The organism is Microbulbifer regidiadema (SeqCode) (assembly GCF_052466995.1).
The window spans coordinates 4,169,103-4,185,424 of the sequence record NZ_CP174297.1; the positions used below are offsets into that span (position 1 = coordinate 4,169,103).

The following is a 16,322-nucleotide window of genomic DNA, read 5'->3' on the forward strand; positions in this document are numbered from 1 at the left end:
TCGCCAACATTACCCGTTGCAAATCAGTAAATGTGAGGTTAAATAGTTGAGTAAATCTGTAAGTTTTATCGGTTTGTTGGTTTAGTTGTTTTGACTTTTGCCCCTAAAGCTTGTTTGCGAACGATGGTTTTGTTCGCTCCATTCAGCGAGAGGCCGGCTAACAAAACTTAACTGCGCGCTTTCCTCCCCACTAATTGGCGACGGGACTCACCCTGGCTGAGTTTGTTATCTGGCCTGGGGGAGAGCGATATTCGAATAGTGAGGAATTGAACGGGGGCAAGCTGCCAGGGCTAGCTTGAGTACTACTGTGGTACCCCTGCGCTGTATAAGGAATTAAAACGGATAGCGCTGACATTTATATAGCGGGTGGAGTGCAGGGTATATGAGTGCCGGGGGCGGGATGATTAGTTCACGGGAATCGCTGGCCACCGGGGTATTTCAATCTGGATGTAGAAACTGTTCTTTTCTGTGGGCAAATTGCAGAGGGCTAAACCCGCTTATATCGCGCTGTTTGTTCCGCTGGCCTGTATGCGTTTTGTGGTTTTGGTGCTGGCGCTTTTAATCTAACGGGAAAGCGAGCGCTTGGTCTCCAGTCTTTTGTTTTGCTATAAGGTGACAACTCTGCTAATTATAAGAGTGCGAGATAAGGTGCTATTGGTCGAATTTTGGTGTTATCCGCAGTAATTAGGATGACGCCCCAACCACTATGGGCCAATTTTCAGGTTTAATGATATTTTTATGGACAACAGCTCTGCTTTGGAGGAATTGGCAATTAAGGTTAACGCTTGTCAGCTTTGCAGAAGTTAGAGCGGTAAGATTTATTAAACCCAGTAACAGGACATACCTGTCACTGGGGGATATGGACACCGGTACTTTAGTTTTATAGTGGCCCGTAGGGTAAATAGCGATTATTGGAGTTCTGGCGAATCCACAGCAGCTGTTCTTTTGTTAATGGCGTAGCGCGCTGTTTGAGCACCTTGGCCAGCGGAATCACTGCGGACTCAGCGCCGGCGTCCCAGCCCGGCAGCTGCATTTCTGCCAGGGTAAAGAAGCGGATCAGTTGCCACAGCTGGGCGCTGCTCCAATTCTCGCTCTCCTCAAGCCAGTGCTGGGTGGGGAGACGAATCAGTTTGGAGGATATATTTTCAATACTTTCCACTGATTCGGTAAAAGAATTATTGGATTCAGCAATTTCGATAAGTTTGAGCAACTGCTCCCGGTTAAATTCCTCTTTCGTTTCACTGTTTGGGCTACTTACCTGTGGCTCCCAGGCTCCTACGCTCATACTGACTCCTTATCATGGTCCTATTTCTTGCCGCATTATAGCGAGGAGAAAAACATTCTGGGGAGCTTCTGATTCACTCGGTGATACCTCTGGCTTTTTTGGGGCGTGCGTGTGGCGGGTAGCCTCGCCACTGAGACAAGCGGCGATACAGAGTGTGAGGGGCCGGCAAGGGTTCCTAGACCCGTCTTGCCGCCCCTGCCAAATGAGCAGTGAGTCACATTTAATATTGGCAGCCTTTAGGCGCGGGGTAGACATCGCGGAATTATTCAGAGGCGCCGCTATATTCGGGTAGTATTTCGGATACTATAACGGTGATTCTTTACCTTGAGGTTCACATGGAATTTATTGCTAAAGCACTGCCGGCGACCAAACGAGTGGCTCTGGTAGCCCATGACAACCGCAAAGATGCCATGATTCAGTGGTGCCTTCGACACCGCGATTTGCTCAAAAAGCACCAGTTGTTAGCCACCGGGACAACCGGTGGGAAAATAGAGGCGGCGACGGGGTTAAGTGTTGAGAAGCTCTTAAGTGGTCCACTGGGTGGTGACCAGCAGCTGGGGGCGAGGATCAGCGAGGGACAGGTGGACCTGCTGGTATTCTTCTGGGACCCCTTTGAACCCATGCCCCATGACCCGGACGTCAAGGCACTGCTGCGTATTGCCGCAGCCTGGAATATCCCTGTGGCCTGCAACCAGAGCAGTGCTGATATGGTGGTACAGTCACCATTAATGGACCAGGCTTTTGAACACGAAGTGCCTGACTACCAGAGCTATCTAGCGGGGCGTTAGTCGGAATTTCTGCTTAAAATTTGATCTTTCTTGTCGATTCTATTCTGTAACTCATTGATTTTTAAGGTTTATTTATCAGGCTTGTCGCTCGCACTTGCAATGCTTGCGAAATCGCGGCAATCTTCCCTCCAGATTAGACCGGTCAATCCGGCACCCCTGATATTTGAAAATTGCACGGTGTTTTATGAGTAGACGACGCGGAAAGGCCGTAGAAGAGGAAAAGGCGGATATCGACCTGACGCCCATGTTGGACGTTGTGTTTATCATGCTGATCTTCTTTATCGTGACTGCTTCATTTGTTAAAGAGAAGGCGCTGGATGTGAATGTGCCTGATCCCAATGAGACCAGCAACGCTGAGCCAGATCCCAACAAGCAGAATATTCTGCTGATGGTCAGCGCAAATGATGAAATCACCATGGCAGATGGCAGCCGCATTGACAGCCGTGCAGTGCGCGCCCGTATTGCGCAGATGTATGCGGAGAACCCGCAGGCAATGGTGATCGTGCGTGCGCACAACAAGTCCAGTGCGGATACCTACGTACAGATTGCGGACGCGGCGAAGGAAGTGAGTCTGGGCATTCAGGTTTCCCTGGTACCCTACGAGGACTAAGCTTCCCGGCGACTTGTCCCCGCTTAAAAAGCCAGCGTATCGCTGGCTTTTTTCGTTTGTGAATTATGCTTTTGAATGGGTCATAAAATTGGGGGCTTAAATGACCCTACTAGCTTAAATGACCCTACTGATGGGAACTGATATCAGAATTCTGAGCGGATTGCCCAGAGGTCCGGGAATACCGGCCTGAACAGGGTTCCCAGTAAATAGCCCACCCCGCTTGAGCCACCGGTACCCATTTTGCTGCCGATAGTCCGCTCCACCATTTTGACATGCCGATAACGCCACTGCTGCAACGAGGTGTCGATATCCACTAGCGCCTCGCAGATTTCACTTACCAGTGGATCACTCCGATAGATCTCGACCAATATCTTTTGAACGGCCGCAGAGGGTTCGGCTACCAGGCTAAAGTCCCTGTTGAGTTCGGTATCCGGTACCTTGTGCCCATCGTGCAGCAAAAATTTTAGGAAAGCGTCCCAAAGCGTCGGCGCCTCGAGGCGTTTTTGCAAACGCTGGCGGTGCTCTGAGCCGGGGGGGTAGTTTTCCAGCTTTGTCGGGTCCTTGGCGCCGTAGAGAAATTCCAGCTCGCGAAATTGGTACGACTGAAAACCACTGGCTGTGGAGAGTCGATCGCGGAAAGACATAAATTCGAGTGGGGTGAGGGTTTCCAGGATATCGACCTGCTGTATCAGCGTGCGGTAAATCGCATCGACGCGCTTGAGGGTGTGCAGGGCGCGATTGCGATCTCCCGCATTGAACAGGCACACCAGGAAATCCAGTTCGTGCAGCATTTGCTTGAACCAGAGTTCGTAGCTTTGGTGAATGGTGATAAATAGTAGCTCGTCGTGCTCGGGGCCATCGGAAAGAGGTTTCTGGCACTGTAAAAGCTCGTCTACTTTAAGGTAAGAGCTATAAGTTATTGTCATAGTCAGCTGCTTCCTGAGTGTGTTTTAACCAGTTACAAAATAATGCTCTCTTTAGCCGGTGCTGATCAAAATAAAAGTTACGGCAAAGTGATTAATATTGGGCATATTATAAAGCTCCGGAGCTCTGCGAATGGAAAACCCTGCACAAAACCTACGTGTCAATGGCTCTCGCCTTTGGAATAGCCTGATGGCAATGGCCGAGATAGGTGCGACCCCGGCGGGCGGCTGCAACCGCCAAGCCCTGACGGATGAAGACCGCGAAGGGCGCGACCTGTTCGTGCGCTGGTGTCGGGATATTGGCTGTGAAATTAGGGTGGACCGGATGGGAAATATTTTTGCCCGCCGGGCTGGCGCAGATAATAGCTTGCCTGCGGTAGTGACGGGCTCTCATCTGGATACTCAGCCCACCGGTGGCAAATTTGACGGTGTCTATGGCGTACTTGCCGGTCTGGAAGTGCTGCGCACTCTGGAGGAGCGGGGTATCAGAACCCAGGCTCCGCTAGAGGTGGTTGTGTGGACCAATGAGGAGGGCGCGCGTTTCTCTCCGGCGATGATAGGTTCTGGTGTTTGGGCCGGTGAATTCAGCTTGGAGTATGGGCATAACCGCGCGGATAAATCCGGTATCACCATCGGTGACGCGTTAAAGCAGATAGGGTATCTCGGCACTGAGCCCGCTCAACCGAGCCCAATCAAAGCCTCCTTCGAGGCGCATATCGAACAGGGGCCGATTCTCGAGAAGCAGGACCAGGTGATCGGTGTTGTCACCGGGGTACAGGGGATTCGCTGGTATGACGTGACTTTTTACGGAGTGCCCTGCCACGCGGGCCCAACCCCGATGGAGGATCGCCGCGATCCGGTCCAGGCGCTGTCCATACTGTGCGAACGCCTGTACCGCCAAGTGCGGGAGTATTCAGAAGATGCGCGCATCACCTGTGGCGATCTGAGGGCGGCGCCGGGCAGTCGCAACACGGTACCCGAAGAGGTGGTACTGGCACTGGACCTCCGCCACCCCCTGGACGAGGGGTTAAATTATCTGCACGAGGCCCTGTATCGCGCGGCTGAAACGGTGCAGGAGGAGACCGGCACCCGCATTGATATTCGCGAAGAGTGGTACTCCCCTCCCGTGGCTTTTGACCGGGATTGTATCGAGGCGGTGAACAGTGCTGTGCAACATCTGGGATACAGCAATCGCAAGATAGTCTCCGGTGCCGGGCACGACTCTGTCTACGTATCCCGGGTTGCGCCTGTCTCTATGATCTTTGTGCCCTGTGAAGGGGGCCTGTCACACAATGAAGCGGAGTCGGCCGCGCCGGATCACCTGGAGGCGGGCTGTAATGTGTTGCTTCACGCAATGTTGAGCAGTGCAGAATTGGTGTAAGTAGCAGTGCAGGTAGGACACCTGCTTTGATGCAGTCGTCCCCCCTGGCTTTGGCATAATTGATAATAAGTTGGAATATAAGCGAATGGGTAATTTTACTTTGAAGCACCGCCAGGATAACGGCGGCACCGCAGCCCTGGCCGATTGGGGCATGGACTCTGAATACGGCGTGCTGCGGGATGTATTGATCGGTCCTGTGGATAACTTTAGCTGGCGCACCGGTAACGCCAGTGCCCGGCGCGCTGAGCGCCTCGGTATGCAGTTTGATCACAAGGTGGCAGCGGCGCAGCATGGAGAAATGCTCGATGCCTACCGCCACGCTGGGGTGAAGACACATCTGATTCCAGCGGATAGCACCTTGCCCTACCAAATTTATGGGCGCGATTCCTCGGTGATGACTCCGTGGGGGCCAATTGTGACACAGATGTTCAGCCCATGGCGTCGCGGTGAGTGGGCGCCCATTGTGAAGAAGTACGCAGAGCTGGATATTCCGATTTACGACATTATTACGGCGGGCTCCCTGGAGGGCGGCGATTTTATGGTGTTAGAGCCCGGCGTTATCCTGTGTGGCTACTCCGGCGAGCGCACCAGCCCACAGGGATTTGCGCAGATGAAAAGCTGGGTGGAAAAGGAGGGCTGGGAGGTTAAAGGTTACCAGTTCGACCCATTCTTCCTGCATATCGATGTAATGGTAGCGATGCTCGCAGAAAAATTGGCGGCCATTTGCGTCGATGCAGTTGAGCCGGAGCTGGTGCAGTGGTTTAAGAACCGCAATATAGAAATCATCGATATTCCCTTCCCGCAGGTACTGGAGCTTGGCGTCAATGTTGTTGCCCTGGGGAATGATCGGGTGATGTTGCCGAAGGCCAATCGCGGTTTAGCGGAGAAGTGCCGCGCCCATGGTCTGGAAGTGATCGACCCGGATATTTCCATGATTACTCCCGGTGGCGGTGGTGTTCACTGCATGTGCCAGCCCCTGCGCCGGGATTCAGCCAAAAGCGCTTGATTCGCCGCGCAGTCCATGACTAGAGCCCGGTCGCTGGTGGCCGGGTTAATCCCGTCAACGAAAGTGGTTGATTAGGAACTCGCACCTCTGGGAACAGCGGTTAATATGAATCGCCTAAACAGGCGGCTTGCAGCGCAGGAAAATTGTTTCCGCTGAAGCCTTATAGCGAGGCCGCTGTGAGCCGCCCGATCTACGTCTTACCCCGGAGAACACTATGCAAAGCGAATGCGCTGAAATTCAGGCCGAGCTTAAGGACCGCATCCTCGAGATTACGATTAATCGACCCGGACGTAAAAATGCCCTGACTATGGCCATGTATACTGCGATGGCGGGCTTGCTGAATCATGCGTCGACAAACCCAGATGTCCGCGTGGCAATTATTACGGGTGCAGAGGGTATATTCACCAGTGGTAATGATCTGACCGATTTCCTCGGCGGCTCTACTGACGGGGAAGAGTCTCCGGTATTCCAGTTTATGAGTGCCCTCTACCATTTCCCCAAGCCGGTAGTTGCGGCAGTGAATGGTCCGGCAGTCGGTATTGGCACCACTATGTTGTTGCACTGTGATCTGTCTTTTGCCGGAGAGGACGCCATGTTCCAGATGCCGTTTGTGGATCTGGGCCTGTGTCCTGAGTATGGTTCCAGCTACTTACTGCCGCGGATTGCCGGCCATGCCAAAGCTTCTGAGCTGTTGCTTTTGAGCAAGCGTTTTAGCGCGAAGGAAGCGGTTGAGCTAGGAATCTGTAACGCGGCGGTGGCGCCAGAACAGGCGATCGCCCGCGCCCGTGAAGCGGCAGCGGAACTCGCGAAAAAAGCGCCGGCGGCAGTGCGCCTGAGCAAACAGCTGCTGCGCCGGGCAACCGAGGAGAAGGGCTTGGAATTTATCCGGGATGAAGGGCGCTACTTTAAAGAGCGTTTGGCCTCGGATGAATTTAAAGAAGCGGCTACCGCTTTTATGGAGAAGCGACCCGCAGATTTCTCCAAGTTTGACTGAGAAAAAAGGCCGCGATTTGCGGCCTTTTTTCTCGCCTGCGGTTTATCAGCGGGGGCTGTGGGCACCACTGAGGTAGTTGATAGCTCTGTCCGGGTGATCGGTAAAGAGGCCGTCAAGCTCTAGCTGGTAGACGGCGAAATGCAGGAAGTGCTCGAAGGTGTCAAACTCTTCGGGCACTGCCCCCGTATCTGCGCGGAAGGTATAGGCGTGGACTTGCAGTTGTCGGCGGTGTGCGCGGCGCACGACATTATTGGCGCTGGGCTCGCCGTCTGTAACTTCCATCAGCATCGGATACCAGGGGCCAATACCGTCGGCATAGGTGGCGATTTTGCGCAGACCGCCCCGTTCCAGCATCCAGTCGTAATTGTACTTCTCAATCTCGCCATCAACTTCAATCAGCTTTTCCCCCCAGTCGGTAGCGGCGACTAATTGAACTAAGGATAAATCCATCCCCATGGCGGGCATTAATTCAAACTTGACGCGCTGCAATTCTTCCGCATCAAAACACTGGAAAAAAACTTTCTGCTCACGAGCGGTATAGCCGTATTTTTTCAATGTTTGCAGTGCGATTAAGGCAATATCTTTGCCTTCCCAGTGGTGGAAATAGGGTTTTTTAATTTCTGGGTAGATACCAATATTGTACCCCAGTGAGCGGTTAAGCCCTTGAATCAGTTCCAGCTCCTCCTCGAAAGTGGCAAGCTTGAAGTTCGACTGCCATATTGGAAATCTTTCCGGATATTTTGCCTCTAAGCCATCCTCTCCACTGATAAAGGGCTCCGACACCTGAAGCTGCTTCAGCTCGGCGAGGGTAAAATCAATGGTATAGAAGTGGCCGTCATCACGGGCGCGCAGTGGAAAAACCTCAGCGACGTTAGTCACGCTATCGAGGTAAATATCGTGCATTACGATCAGGTGGTCATCCTTGCTGAGCACCAGATCTTGCTCGATATAGTCTGGGCGCATACCGTAAGCCAAAGCCTTGGATTCCAGGGTGTGCTCGGGTAAATAGGCGGAGGCGCCTCGATGAGCTACCACAAGGGTCTGTTTATTTTTATTATCAATATTGTCTGCGCAAGTTAGTGTTGCGGCTACAGATAGGCCGATCAACACGAGTGAGAGAAATTTTTTAAACATATGAAAATGACCCTTGAGTAAGTGTGGGGCACTTTCTAGCAGATAAATATGACAGGGATATATCAGCGAGTCGGGCAATGTTGCCCCCTGTGAACGCTTAATATTTTTCCGGGCGCCGAGTAAATTTTTAGGGCCGAGCATAACTAAACCATATCGACTGGCCCAATAATTTGTATATAAAATTTGAATATTGCGCAGGAAATGGCTTGTCGACTGCATCCCTGCGCAAGGGTGGAATAGTAATTTCTAGACTAACGCCTCGTGGGGCCATAAATAGTCAGCGTAGCTTTCTCTAAGATCTTTTTTGCTGACTTTGCCGGTGGCTGTATGGGGAATGGTTTTGGCAATAACGCAATCATCGGGAATCCACCAGTTGGCAAAATGACCTCTAAAGGCTGCCAGTAGCTTCCCGGGGTTTACCACCTTGCCCTCGGCGGGAACAACAATAAGGAGCGGGCGCTCGCTCCACTTTTCGTGGGCTACACCAATCACGGCGGCCTCTGCGACGCCGGCCTGCGCCATGGCAAAGTTTTCCAGCTCAATGGAGGAAATCCACTCGCCGCCGGACTTGATCACATCCTTGGTGCGGTCGGTGATTGTCAGGTAACCGTCGGCATCAATCGTGGCAACGTCGCCAGTATCAAACCAGCCATCCTCGGTAAGTGCTGACTCAGTGGCGCGGTAGTAGCGCTCGCACACCCAGGGGCCGCGCACTTGCAGGGCACCAAAGGCCAGGCCGTCCTGTGCCAGTGTATTGCCCTCGGGATCGACAATGCGCATCTCAACCCCAAATCCCGCCCGGCCCTGTTTGAGCCTGAGGGCTTGCGCTTCCTCTCTGGGGAGCTTGTCCGGAATGCGGGCATTGTAGCTTCCCAGTGGGCTCATCTCAGTCATACCCCAGGCGTGATGGGTGTAGACCCCGTGCTTTTGCTCGAACTCCTCCATAATGCTCCAGGGGCAGGCCGAGCCCCCAACCACTACCCGGTTTAGGCTGGCTAGGCTCTCGCCAGTTTCGCGCAGGTACTTGAGCAGGGCGAGCCAAACGGTGGGAACACCGGCTGCGATAGTGACAGATTCCTGCTGGATTAATTGGCTCAGTGTTTCCCCACAGCCCATTTTCGGACCGGGCAACACAAGTTTTGCCCCGACAGCCGCTGCGGCATAGGGAATCGACCAGGCGTTGACATGAAACATGGGAACAACAGGCAATATCGCCTCGTCTCTGCGGATCGCGAAGGCATCAGGCATCAGCACGCCGTAGGTATGCAGCATCAGTGCGCGGTGGGAATAGAGCACGCCTTTGGGGTTGCCGGTTGTACCGGAGGTATAACAGAGTGCTGCCGCACTTTCCTCCTCTAAGTCTGGCCAGTGAAATTCCGTGGGTTTTCCAGCAAGCAAGGTTTCATAACAGTAAATATTTGTGAGCGAGGTGTCGGGCATATGTGCTTTATCGGTCAGCACAACAATGCCTTCAACTGAACCCAGGCTCTCCGCCAGGGACTCAATCAGGGGGATAAACAGCGGATCAATAAACAGCCAGCGGTCTGCGGCGTGCTCAATAATGTAAGCGATTTGCTCGGCAAATAGTCGCGGGTTAATGGTGTGGCAAACAAGACCACTGCACGAGGTGGCGTAGTAGATTTCAAAGTGCCGGTGATCATTCCAGGCGAGAGTTGCAATCCGATCCCCGCTGTTGGCGCCAAGCTTTTGCAGTGCGTGTGCCAATTGTGAAGCCCGTGCAAAAGCTTGCCGGTAGCTGTAGCGGAACAGGGGGGCATCCTGGGTAACTGAGACAATCTCACTATCTGGTGAATTGCTCAGTGCATGTTTCATAATGCCGGTGAGGATGAGCTGGGATTGCATCATCATGCCGTTCATCGCTTACTCCTTATTATTATCTTTTATTTGCAGATAGACACTAACCCTCCAGAGATTCCAGAGGGTAATAGCAAAAGGACAAGAGGTTAAAACTACTGAACGATCTTTATCCACTCCCCGGGCTTGGGCTCTCCGCGAGGATAATAACCATTTAACAGGCGTAATTGCTCCTCTGCATATTCGCCGATTTTCATATGCTTTGCCAAGGAGGCAAAGGTGGTTTTTTCATTGGCCTGGACGTAGCGCACCCTCTTGATATCGACTTCCACAATGTCTGATTGTCGCAGGGGCCTAAAGCTCCTGATGCTGGTTAAGAATAAATTGTCATATTTATCAATAAGTTCCTGCTCGGAGTCGTCATTACTGGTAATTTTTCCCTGTAGCACAAACTGTCGGCTGCCATAGAAGATAACTGCAATTCTGTCTGGATCTGCCGCGTCTTTTTCTTGGGTTGGAATCTTTCCGGTATGGCCCTCAAGCCGATATTGATTGAGTTTTTCCCCCTGCTCAAGATTGCGTAGGTCGAACTCTGAGCGCAGTGCCATATCGGCGGGCTGGTTGCCGTCGCGCTGGGCAACCGTGATGGTAATTTTTGCACTTTTATCCGCTGCCGAGCCGACAATGGCCGAGCGCTGGTTTTCCACCAGCCAGCCGTCGGGGAATAGAAGAGAGAAGCCCAGTCGCTTGTGGTTGTAGCGGTTTTTGCTGGACTGCTGAGTGTTGTTTCCATAAACCAGGCCATCGGTTTTTTCCCGATAGTATTCGACTTTGATTTCTTTGCTCTCCTCGGGCAGCTGACCGGCAGCGTTCACCACTTCCTGTAGGCGCAGGTCATTTCTGGGGTGTGAGGCAAAAACACCGTGATAAGTTTGCGATTTCTTGCCCTCAATACGGGCCTGGCGCCGGGCAAAAGTCTCCTGATCTTTAAGCAGTCCAATCACATTGATCATGGCCTGTGGGTCATAACCGGCGTTGAACATATACTGGGCGCCGAAGCGGTCAGCTTCCAGTTCCATCTCGCGGCCGTAGCCCTTGACTGCGGCGGTGCTATACAGGTTTGCAACATCCCCAACCACGCCGCTGCCGGTCACTAACACTGATAGTACAGATACCGCGCTGGCCCCGGTCGCCGCTGTTTTCTGCCTCACCGCATGGCGGGCGGTGATATGAGCAATTTCATGGGCGAGTACGGCGGCCATCTCCGCTTCAGAGTGCAGGTAGGTCAGCAGGCCCCGGTTGATATAGATATAGCCGCCGGGGAGGGCGAAAGCGTTGATATCCTGGCTATCGATAATGGTGAAGTGATACTGAAGATCGGGCCTGTCACTGGCGGCGGCAACTTTTTGACCGACATGATTGACATAGGCCGTGAGAACCGGGTCTCTATAAACTGGAGTGCTTTCGATCAGCTTTTCGTGCATCTCCTTGCCAATAGAGATCTCCTTCTCCTCTGACATTAAAACCAAATCGGGTTTGTTTGTGGCGGGATTGAAGGCACATCCGGCACAAAATAGCAGGAGGATACTGACAAAAATCCGCTCGACAAGTTTCATAAAGCCTAGCCTCTCAAAGTCTTATTATTTATGAACTGGGGGTTCCCGACGGGGTTAAAAATTGTTGTAGCTGCAGTGCCATTCCTTTACAGGCATTATTTTGCACCCTGGCAATCAGTGGAATTGGAACGACAATGGCAGGCATATAGGAGGTACCCTTGGCATCTGCACTGAGTTTTCCGGAGAGTTCGCGGTCTCTGAAGTCCCATACTGCCGCCTCGTAGTCCGATTCCTTGTCCCAGGTGCCAAAGCCAAAGCAGCCTGCGCCGCCGGTACTGATGGTGCAGCTGATAGAACCCGCACTGGCGGTGGTCTCGGTCGAGCCATCGATCCAGACGATATATTTCACTCCATAGGCCTCCATGCGCTCACGGACACTGTCATTTTCCATCAGCCGGTCGAGGGAGCGAACATGCATGGGCGCTGTCCTGGGTTCGAACCAGGGATACATAAGGTCGACAAAGTCTTTTTCAGGGATGATAGTGACACCCCGCTCAGGGTTGTGCAGTTCCCGGCCAACGCACGAGACTAAATCGGGCTCTGTTTCATAGTCGCTGGAGTGGCGCCGGCCGAGAATAACGACGGAATCCCCCTCGGCGAGTTCTCCATCGGAGCGCCGGTACTCATCAATTACAACCGTGGTGCAACCGCTAATAAAGATTAGCGTGACAACTAACAGTGACTTGAACACGATTTACGCCTCCTATTCAGTCCTATTCGCTTCCATCTTGAGTTCTCGCAGTGAGAGCGAGCGGTGTTTGCGCGAGAGAAAAGCCTGTAGTTCAGGCACCTTGCCAAAACCGGTGTAGAGATTGGCTCCGGCATCGCGCAGGGCGATATTAATCGCCTGTGTTAGAGCCTGCTCTTGTGACTGTAAAAATGCAGAAGGCGTTTTGCCGTAGGCGGTGATCACCCAGCTGGCAACCTGGCCACCGCTGGGATCAAATGCGGTCATGTTATATTTAATCCACACTTCAAAAATATTGACCCGTGTTTCCCGGGGCATGGTGAACTGTAGTTCGCGCACCTCGGGAACGATCACCAGTTCGATATGCTCTGGAACATCCTGTGGGTAACTGGGAAGGGATATGGCGTCGGTAAACATGGACCCCAAAACCGTTTCAAAGAGATTTTTTTGTGCCGGCCCCGTGCTGATATTCCACTCCTCCCGATCTTCGCTGTCCTCGGTATAAGTAAAGGTTTTAAAATCTTCACTGAGGTAAAAACCCACCGTTAAAGGGAGTTGATCGCCGATGGGGGCGGGATAATTTCCATCTACCTGCACGGTATGACTGCAAGCGGCGAGGAGGCTTGCCAGAATTAGCAGCTTGAGATGTCGAAAGGGAGTCATCCTATACTTCATATGTTCCTCCATAAATCAATCAGCTAGCGAAAATCATTTAGACCGACAAAAGTACCGCCATTTCGGTAGGTGAGTTCGCGCATCAGTGCGGCAAAGCGCAACCCTGTGGTTTGCAGGTGTGGGGGGCGTGAAAATTGTACTGGGAACCCCACTGCGTGGATTCTAATATTTCGCTTTCCCTCACCGTGTTTGGCGTTCACCCGCTCGACTGCCAACATGACTCTGCGAATCGACTTGCCGGTAAATTCATCGCCAAGTACATAAATACTTATTTTTTTATTGGGGTCATAAAAGCTGCGAACTGCTTTTTGGATGCCCTCAACGGGGCTTGAATTGCTAAAGGGATTCCAGGATTTTAGCCGCTTAAGTATTGCTTGGCGGCGCCCGGGGGTATCCGGTATCCACTTATTGCGATAATTGAAGAACATATAGTCCCCCATGTCGTTCATAACCTGGATACCTTTGACATTGGGGTACAGGTCCAGGGTGTTGACCATCTCCGCCATCATGCGGTCCCAGCCGTAATTGAACATACTGCCGGAGGTGTCGATAATAAATAGGATGTATTCGCTGTCGACAGGGATGCCGCCGATCACATTATTTTTGCGCTGGTAGTTCTCCCCCAGCAGGCGCCGCATTTCATCGGTGATGCTTTGCAGGGCAACGGTCAGCTCGCCTTTGAGTTTACCCTCTTCACTTTGTCCCTCGGTTTTACTGGCAAACTCCGCTTGCAGGGCCTCCAGTTCACCGCGCAGATTGGCAATTCTCTGGCGCTCGATATCAATCTGTTCCCGCTTGGCGTTGAGGTCCCGGTTGATCACTATGGTCTCCCCGCGAATTTCAGCCACCTGTTGCTGCAACTCCAGCACCTGTCCCTCGAGGTCCACTTCGGCCTCTTCCAGCACAATCGGCTCTGCGGTTTTGGCAATCATCAGCAGCAGGACGATTGCGCCAAATCCACAGCAGATAACATCCAAAAAGGAGATACTGAACTCTTCCTGCCGGCGTTTTCTCTGTGCTCCGATCATGGCCAGTCCCTCGATGGTGCGAGAAAAGAGCCGCGGGTTTGCATCGCCAGTTTCCAAAACTCACTGGCGGCAAACGGGTCTCCCTCCATGGGGGCCAATATGACATTGATGGGGATATTCTTCGGCAACACTTTGATCGCGCGCTTGAATAGGCTGCGCCTGTCTCTGGCTGAAATTGTGGGTTTTCTCGGCGCATCCATTCCCTGAGTGGGCAACCCATCGGTGATAAGAATAATATTGTCAGGCAGTGGTTTCATAGCGTGAACAGCGTTAAAGACTCTCTCCAGACTGGTGCCATTTTCCGGCACTATGTCATCCAGTTCCTTGATCGCCTGGTCCAGTTGGTCGCGGTCATCCACATTGAGCCAGCGGTCTTCTGTGCCGGCGATTGCGGCACGAAAAGAGGTATTAAAAGTATAGATCTGGTATTGGCTGTCCCTGGGAAACTGTGCGGTGAGCCAGGAAACGGTACTGACGGCCCGGCGCCATTTTTCCGTCTTGCGTTTGACCGGGGAGGACATATTGCGGGCGCGGATTATTTTAATCAGCTCATCGCCGAGCATAGATGCGGATGAATCCAGTAATATCAGGATGCGGTTGCCGCCCAGGCGCAAGCCGGTGAGGTACTGGCGATCGCCATCACCGACAAACTTGCGGACATTGTTGCCCAGTTTGTTATTTTCCTCCTCCAGTTTCTTTTTGGCCTGTTCCAGCTTTTTGAGCTTATCCTGGAGCCTCTTGATATCCTCTTCTTCATCAACGCTGTCGATCTCGGCGATATTGCCCTTGGTTTCCTTGATCTGCGCCAAAATACGCCGTGCAAGCCCCTGGGCTTCAACTAATTCATCGCTGACGGTATCCAGGGTATTTCTGGCCTGGACCAGGTGCTCCTGCCCCAGTAGCACTTCCTCCTCGAGAAAGTTGACCTCGGCACTGAGGTCCTCGGTCTCTACTTCAATCTGGTGATCGGAGCCGTGTTTGATAATGAGAAAAATAAGCGCTACGGCGCCAAAACCACAGGACATGATGTCGAGAAATGAAAGGCTGAAAGTGGAAAAACGACGCTTCTTACGCCCCATATCGCTCCACGCTGATTGCAGTTATCACATCCTGATAATCTGCAACTCCAATTGTATCGCCGGCGCTGAGATTAACCGGTGACTCAATCTCTTTGCCATTGAGTGTGAGCTGAATGCCGGCATCTACCCGCAAGGCGAGCCTGCCCGCGTGATTGGTGACAGTGGCGGCGGGGTGGTCCGGTGGTGTTGGGGTGATCTGGAATTGCTCATCGTGCCAAAAGACAAATAGCGGTTCCTGCGCGGCGAGGGCCTTGTGGCCGAACAGTAAGTGGGTGGCGACGGTAGCGGAGGATTTTTCTACCTGTACCTTGACTTCACTCGGGGGCAGGGCCGTGACCGCATTAACGAGCTTCAGCGCGCCACTATCACTGCGCAACTCTTGCCACTGGCGGTTGATTGCCTGTGCAATGGCATCTCTGGAGAGCAAATGTACCCGTTGGGCCAGCTGAATGCCCCCGGGAATGTCGGCCCAGCGGTGGGAGATAAAACTGATCGTATTACTCTCCTGCATATTTTCGATCATTGCCCGAATACGGGACAGCAGGGGGGTGGTGGCATCTTGAAGCTGGCGCAAGCTGATCTTTGCCGTTCGATCATCGAGTTCGGCTAAAACCTCTCCCTGGCGCATGGCGCGATCGGTCCACTGGGGCATTAAATCGTAGAGCTGTTGCTCTGATTCGGCGGAGTGCAGCGGGTCAAAGCGGCACTGCATAATAAATGCATCGGTAAATACCCGGGCCCAGGATTCCTGGAAGTTGTGCAAGCCGGTATCGGCAACCGTCTCCACCGCCCTCACCGTAGCTTGCTCGCCGACAGCAATTTTTGTCACCAGAGTCTGGTGCAGCTGTAGGTCGATATGTAGTTGGTTACCGGCGGGGGCTAAATTCCCCAGGCAAGCGGTGGCCGCATCGACAATGCCGACGATATTGATACTGCTGACTTTGATAACCCCCAAAAGCAACGCCAATTGTTCGCGGGTAAAATTGCCGGGAACGGCGAGAATGAGTTCATCGGGGAGGTCACAGTGTTCGGCGATTTCCTGGAGGTGACAGTAGACCAGATCGGCGTGGTGGCGACAGCGCTGGTTCTCAGACTTCAGGGACTCCAGGCTCAGGCGCCTCCAGAACTGGTTGTTAACCTGGGTCGGATGATTGCGGGCGCGCATTTGGGCAGAGGTGCCAATATGAATTTTACTGGGTTCAATAACGGCGATGCCGGGACTTTCCAGCACCTCATTGGTAGCGGAAAATACGCGCAGTCCGCAGTCGTTTATTTCCAGGACGCCTTGCCCCATGGGTTT

General features: G+C 52.8%; 15 protein-coding genes. 5 read left to right on the forward strand and 10 right to left on the reverse strand.

What is annotated here, in order from left to right; genetic code table 11:
- Nucleotides 1-880: 880 nt before the first annotated feature.
- Nucleotides 881-1,285 (reverse strand): hypothetical protein, encoded by a 405-nt coding sequence (locus tag ACJJIK_RS18200; protein ID WP_444929652.1) that lies wholly within the window; start codon nucleotides 1,283-1,285, stop codon nucleotides 881-883.
- Between the two features lie 335 nt (nucleotides 1,286-1,620).
- Here ACJJIK_RS18200 and ACJJIK_RS18205 point away from each other — a divergent pair, with 335 nt between their 5' ends.
- Nucleotides 1,621-2,073 carry a methylglyoxal synthase gene (locus tag ACJJIK_RS18205; protein WP_444929653.1) on the forward strand — a complete coding sequence of 151 codons (453 nt, stop codon included), beginning with the start codon at nucleotides 1,621-1,623 and terminating at the stop codon, nucleotides 2,071-2,073.
- A gap of 184 nt (nucleotides 2,074-2,257) precedes the next feature.
- Nucleotides 2,258-2,683, forward strand: coding sequence for an ExbD/TolR family protein (locus ACJJIK_RS18210; RefSeq protein WP_444943491.1), 426 nt, complete (start codon nucleotides 2,258-2,260; stop codon nucleotides 2,681-2,683).
- A 143-nt stretch (nucleotides 2,684-2,826) separates the two neighbouring features.
- On the opposite strand, the gene ACJJIK_RS18215 is transcribed toward ACJJIK_RS18210, so the two are convergent.
- The gene (locus ACJJIK_RS18215; protein ID WP_444929655.1) at nucleotides 2,827-3,609 is read right to left on the reverse strand and encodes a tryptophan 2,3-dioxygenase; all 783 of its coding nucleotides are present in this window, start codon (nucleotides 3,607-3,609) and stop codon (nucleotides 2,827-2,829) included.
- 130 nt (nucleotides 3,610-3,739) lie between these two features.
- Between ACJJIK_RS18215 and ACJJIK_RS18220 the strand changes: the two genes are divergently transcribed.
- From ACJJIK_RS18220 to ACJJIK_RS18230, 3 genes are all read left to right on the forward strand, one after another.
- Entirely contained in the window at nucleotides 3,740-4,987 is a 1,248-nt protein-coding gene (locus ACJJIK_RS18220; protein WP_444943492.1) for a Zn-dependent hydrolase, read from the forward strand.
- Between the two features lie 85 nt (nucleotides 4,988-5,072).
- Entirely contained in the window at nucleotides 5,073-5,993 is a 921-nt protein-coding gene (locus ACJJIK_RS18225; RefSeq protein WP_444929657.1) for a dimethylarginine dimethylaminohydrolase family protein, read from the forward strand.
- A gap of 214 nt (nucleotides 5,994-6,207) precedes the next feature.
- Complete coding sequence (locus ACJJIK_RS18230; RefSeq protein ID WP_444929658.1) at nucleotides 6,208-6,987, forward strand: enoyl-CoA hydratase; 780 nt, start codon at nucleotides 6,208-6,210, stop codon at nucleotides 6,985-6,987.
- 45 nt (nucleotides 6,988-7,032) lie between these two features.
- Here the strand turns inward: ACJJIK_RS18230 and glpQ are convergent, their stop codons facing one another.
- From glpQ to ACJJIK_RS18270, 8 genes are all read right to left on the reverse strand, one after another.
- Nucleotides 7,033-8,121, reverse strand: a complete 1,089-nt coding sequence (gene glpQ / locus ACJJIK_RS18235) for a glycerophosphodiester phosphodiesterase (protein WP_444929659.1) — start codon at nucleotides 8,119-8,121, stop codon at nucleotides 7,033-7,035.
- 246 nt (nucleotides 8,122-8,367) lie between these two features.
- Nucleotides 8,368-9,999, reverse strand: coding sequence for a long-chain fatty acid--CoA ligase (locus ACJJIK_RS18240; RefSeq protein WP_444929660.1), 1,632 nt, complete (start codon nucleotides 9,997-9,999; stop codon nucleotides 8,368-8,370).
- Nucleotides 10,000-10,091: 92 nt separating this feature from the next.
- Nucleotides 10,092-11,552 carry a M48 family metalloprotease gene (locus tag ACJJIK_RS18245; RefSeq protein WP_444943493.1) on the reverse strand — a complete coding sequence of 487 codons (1,461 nt, stop codon included), beginning with the start codon at nucleotides 11,550-11,552 and terminating at the stop codon, nucleotides 10,092-10,094.
- 28 nt (nucleotides 11,553-11,580) lie between these two features.
- Nucleotides 11,581-12,243: a hypothetical protein gene (locus ACJJIK_RS18250; RefSeq protein WP_444943494.1), complete on the reverse strand. Its 663-nt coding sequence runs from the start codon at nucleotides 12,241-12,243 to the stop codon at nucleotides 11,581-11,583.
- 12 nt (nucleotides 12,244-12,255) lie between these two features.
- Nucleotides 12,256-12,915, reverse strand: coding sequence for a hypothetical protein (locus ACJJIK_RS18255; RefSeq protein WP_444929663.1), 660 nt, complete (start codon nucleotides 12,913-12,915; stop codon nucleotides 12,256-12,258).
- Nucleotides 12,916-12,938: 23 nt separating this feature from the next.
- Nucleotides 12,939-13,943: a VWA domain-containing protein gene (locus tag ACJJIK_RS18260; RefSeq protein WP_444929664.1), complete on the reverse strand. Its 1,005-nt coding sequence runs from the start codon at nucleotides 13,941-13,943 to the stop codon at nucleotides 12,939-12,941.
- Entirely contained in the window at nucleotides 13,940-15,022 is a 1,083-nt protein-coding gene (locus ACJJIK_RS18265; RefSeq protein ID WP_444929665.1) for a VWA domain-containing protein, read from the reverse strand. Before ACJJIK_RS18265 ends, ACJJIK_RS18260 begins: the two co-directional genes overlap by 4 nt.
- On the reverse strand, nucleotides 15,012-16,316 hold the full coding sequence (locus tag ACJJIK_RS18270) for a hypothetical protein (RefSeq protein WP_444943495.1): 1,305 nt from the start codon (nucleotides 16,314-16,316) through the stop codon (nucleotides 15,012-15,014). Before ACJJIK_RS18270 ends, ACJJIK_RS18265 begins: the two co-directional genes overlap by 11 nt.
- Between the last annotated feature and the right edge of the window lie 6 nt (nucleotides 16,317-16,322).

What these genes read in the sequence shown, in the direction of transcription:
- ACJJIK_RS18225 (WP_444929657.1), top strand. Translation starts at nt 5,073, where the DNA reads ATGGGTAATTTTACTTTGAAGCACCGCCAGGATAACGGCGGCACCGCA.
- ACJJIK_RS18200 (WP_444929652.1), bottom strand. Translation starts at nt 1,285, where the DNA reads ATGAGCGTAGGAGCCTGGGAGCCACAGGTAAGTAGCCCAAACAGTGAA.
- ACJJIK_RS18205 (WP_444929653.1), top strand. Translation starts at nt 1,621, where the DNA reads ATGGAATTTATTGCTAAAGCACTGCCGGCGACCAAACGAGTGGCTCTG.
- ACJJIK_RS18270 (WP_444943495.1), bottom strand. Translation starts at nt 16,316, where the DNA reads ATGGGGCAAGGCGTCCTGGAAATAAACGACTGCGGACTGCGCGTATTT.
- ACJJIK_RS18240 (WP_444929660.1), bottom strand. Translation starts at nt 9,999, where the DNA reads ATGAACGGCATGATGATGCAATCCCAGCTCATCCTCACCGGCATTATG.
- ACJJIK_RS18220 (WP_444943492.1), top strand. Translation starts at nt 3,740, where the DNA reads ATGGAAAACCCTGCACAAAACCTACGTGTCAATGGCTCTCGCCTTTGG.
- ACJJIK_RS18265 (WP_444929665.1), bottom strand. Translation starts at nt 15,022, where the DNA reads ATGGGGCGTAAGAAGCGTCGTTTTTCCACTTTCAGCCTTTCATTTCTC.
- ACJJIK_RS18245 (WP_444943493.1), bottom strand. Translation starts at nt 11,552, where the DNA reads ATGAAACTTGTCGAGCGGATTTTTGTCAGTATCCTCCTGCTATTTTGT.
- ACJJIK_RS18215 (WP_444929655.1), bottom strand. Translation starts at nt 3,609, where the DNA reads ATGACAATAACTTATAGCTCTTACCTTAAAGTAGACGAGCTTTTACAG.
- ACJJIK_RS18210 (WP_444943491.1), top strand. Translation starts at nt 2,258, where the DNA reads ATGAGTAGACGACGCGGAAAGGCCGTAGAAGAGGAAAAGGCGGATATC.
- ACJJIK_RS18255 (WP_444929663.1), bottom strand. Translation starts at nt 12,915, where the DNA reads ATGAAGTATAGGATGACTCCCTTTCGACATCTCAAGCTGCTAATTCTG.
- ACJJIK_RS18260 (WP_444929664.1), bottom strand. Translation starts at nt 13,943, where the DNA reads ATGATCGGAGCACAGAGAAAACGCCGGCAGGAAGAGTTCAGTATCTCC.
- ACJJIK_RS18230 (WP_444929658.1), top strand. Translation starts at nt 6,208, where the DNA reads ATGCAAAGCGAATGCGCTGAAATTCAGGCCGAGCTTAAGGACCGCATC.
- glpQ (WP_444929659.1), bottom strand. Translation starts at nt 8,121, where the DNA reads ATGTTTAAAAAATTTCTCTCACTCGTGTTGATCGGCCTATCTGTAGCC.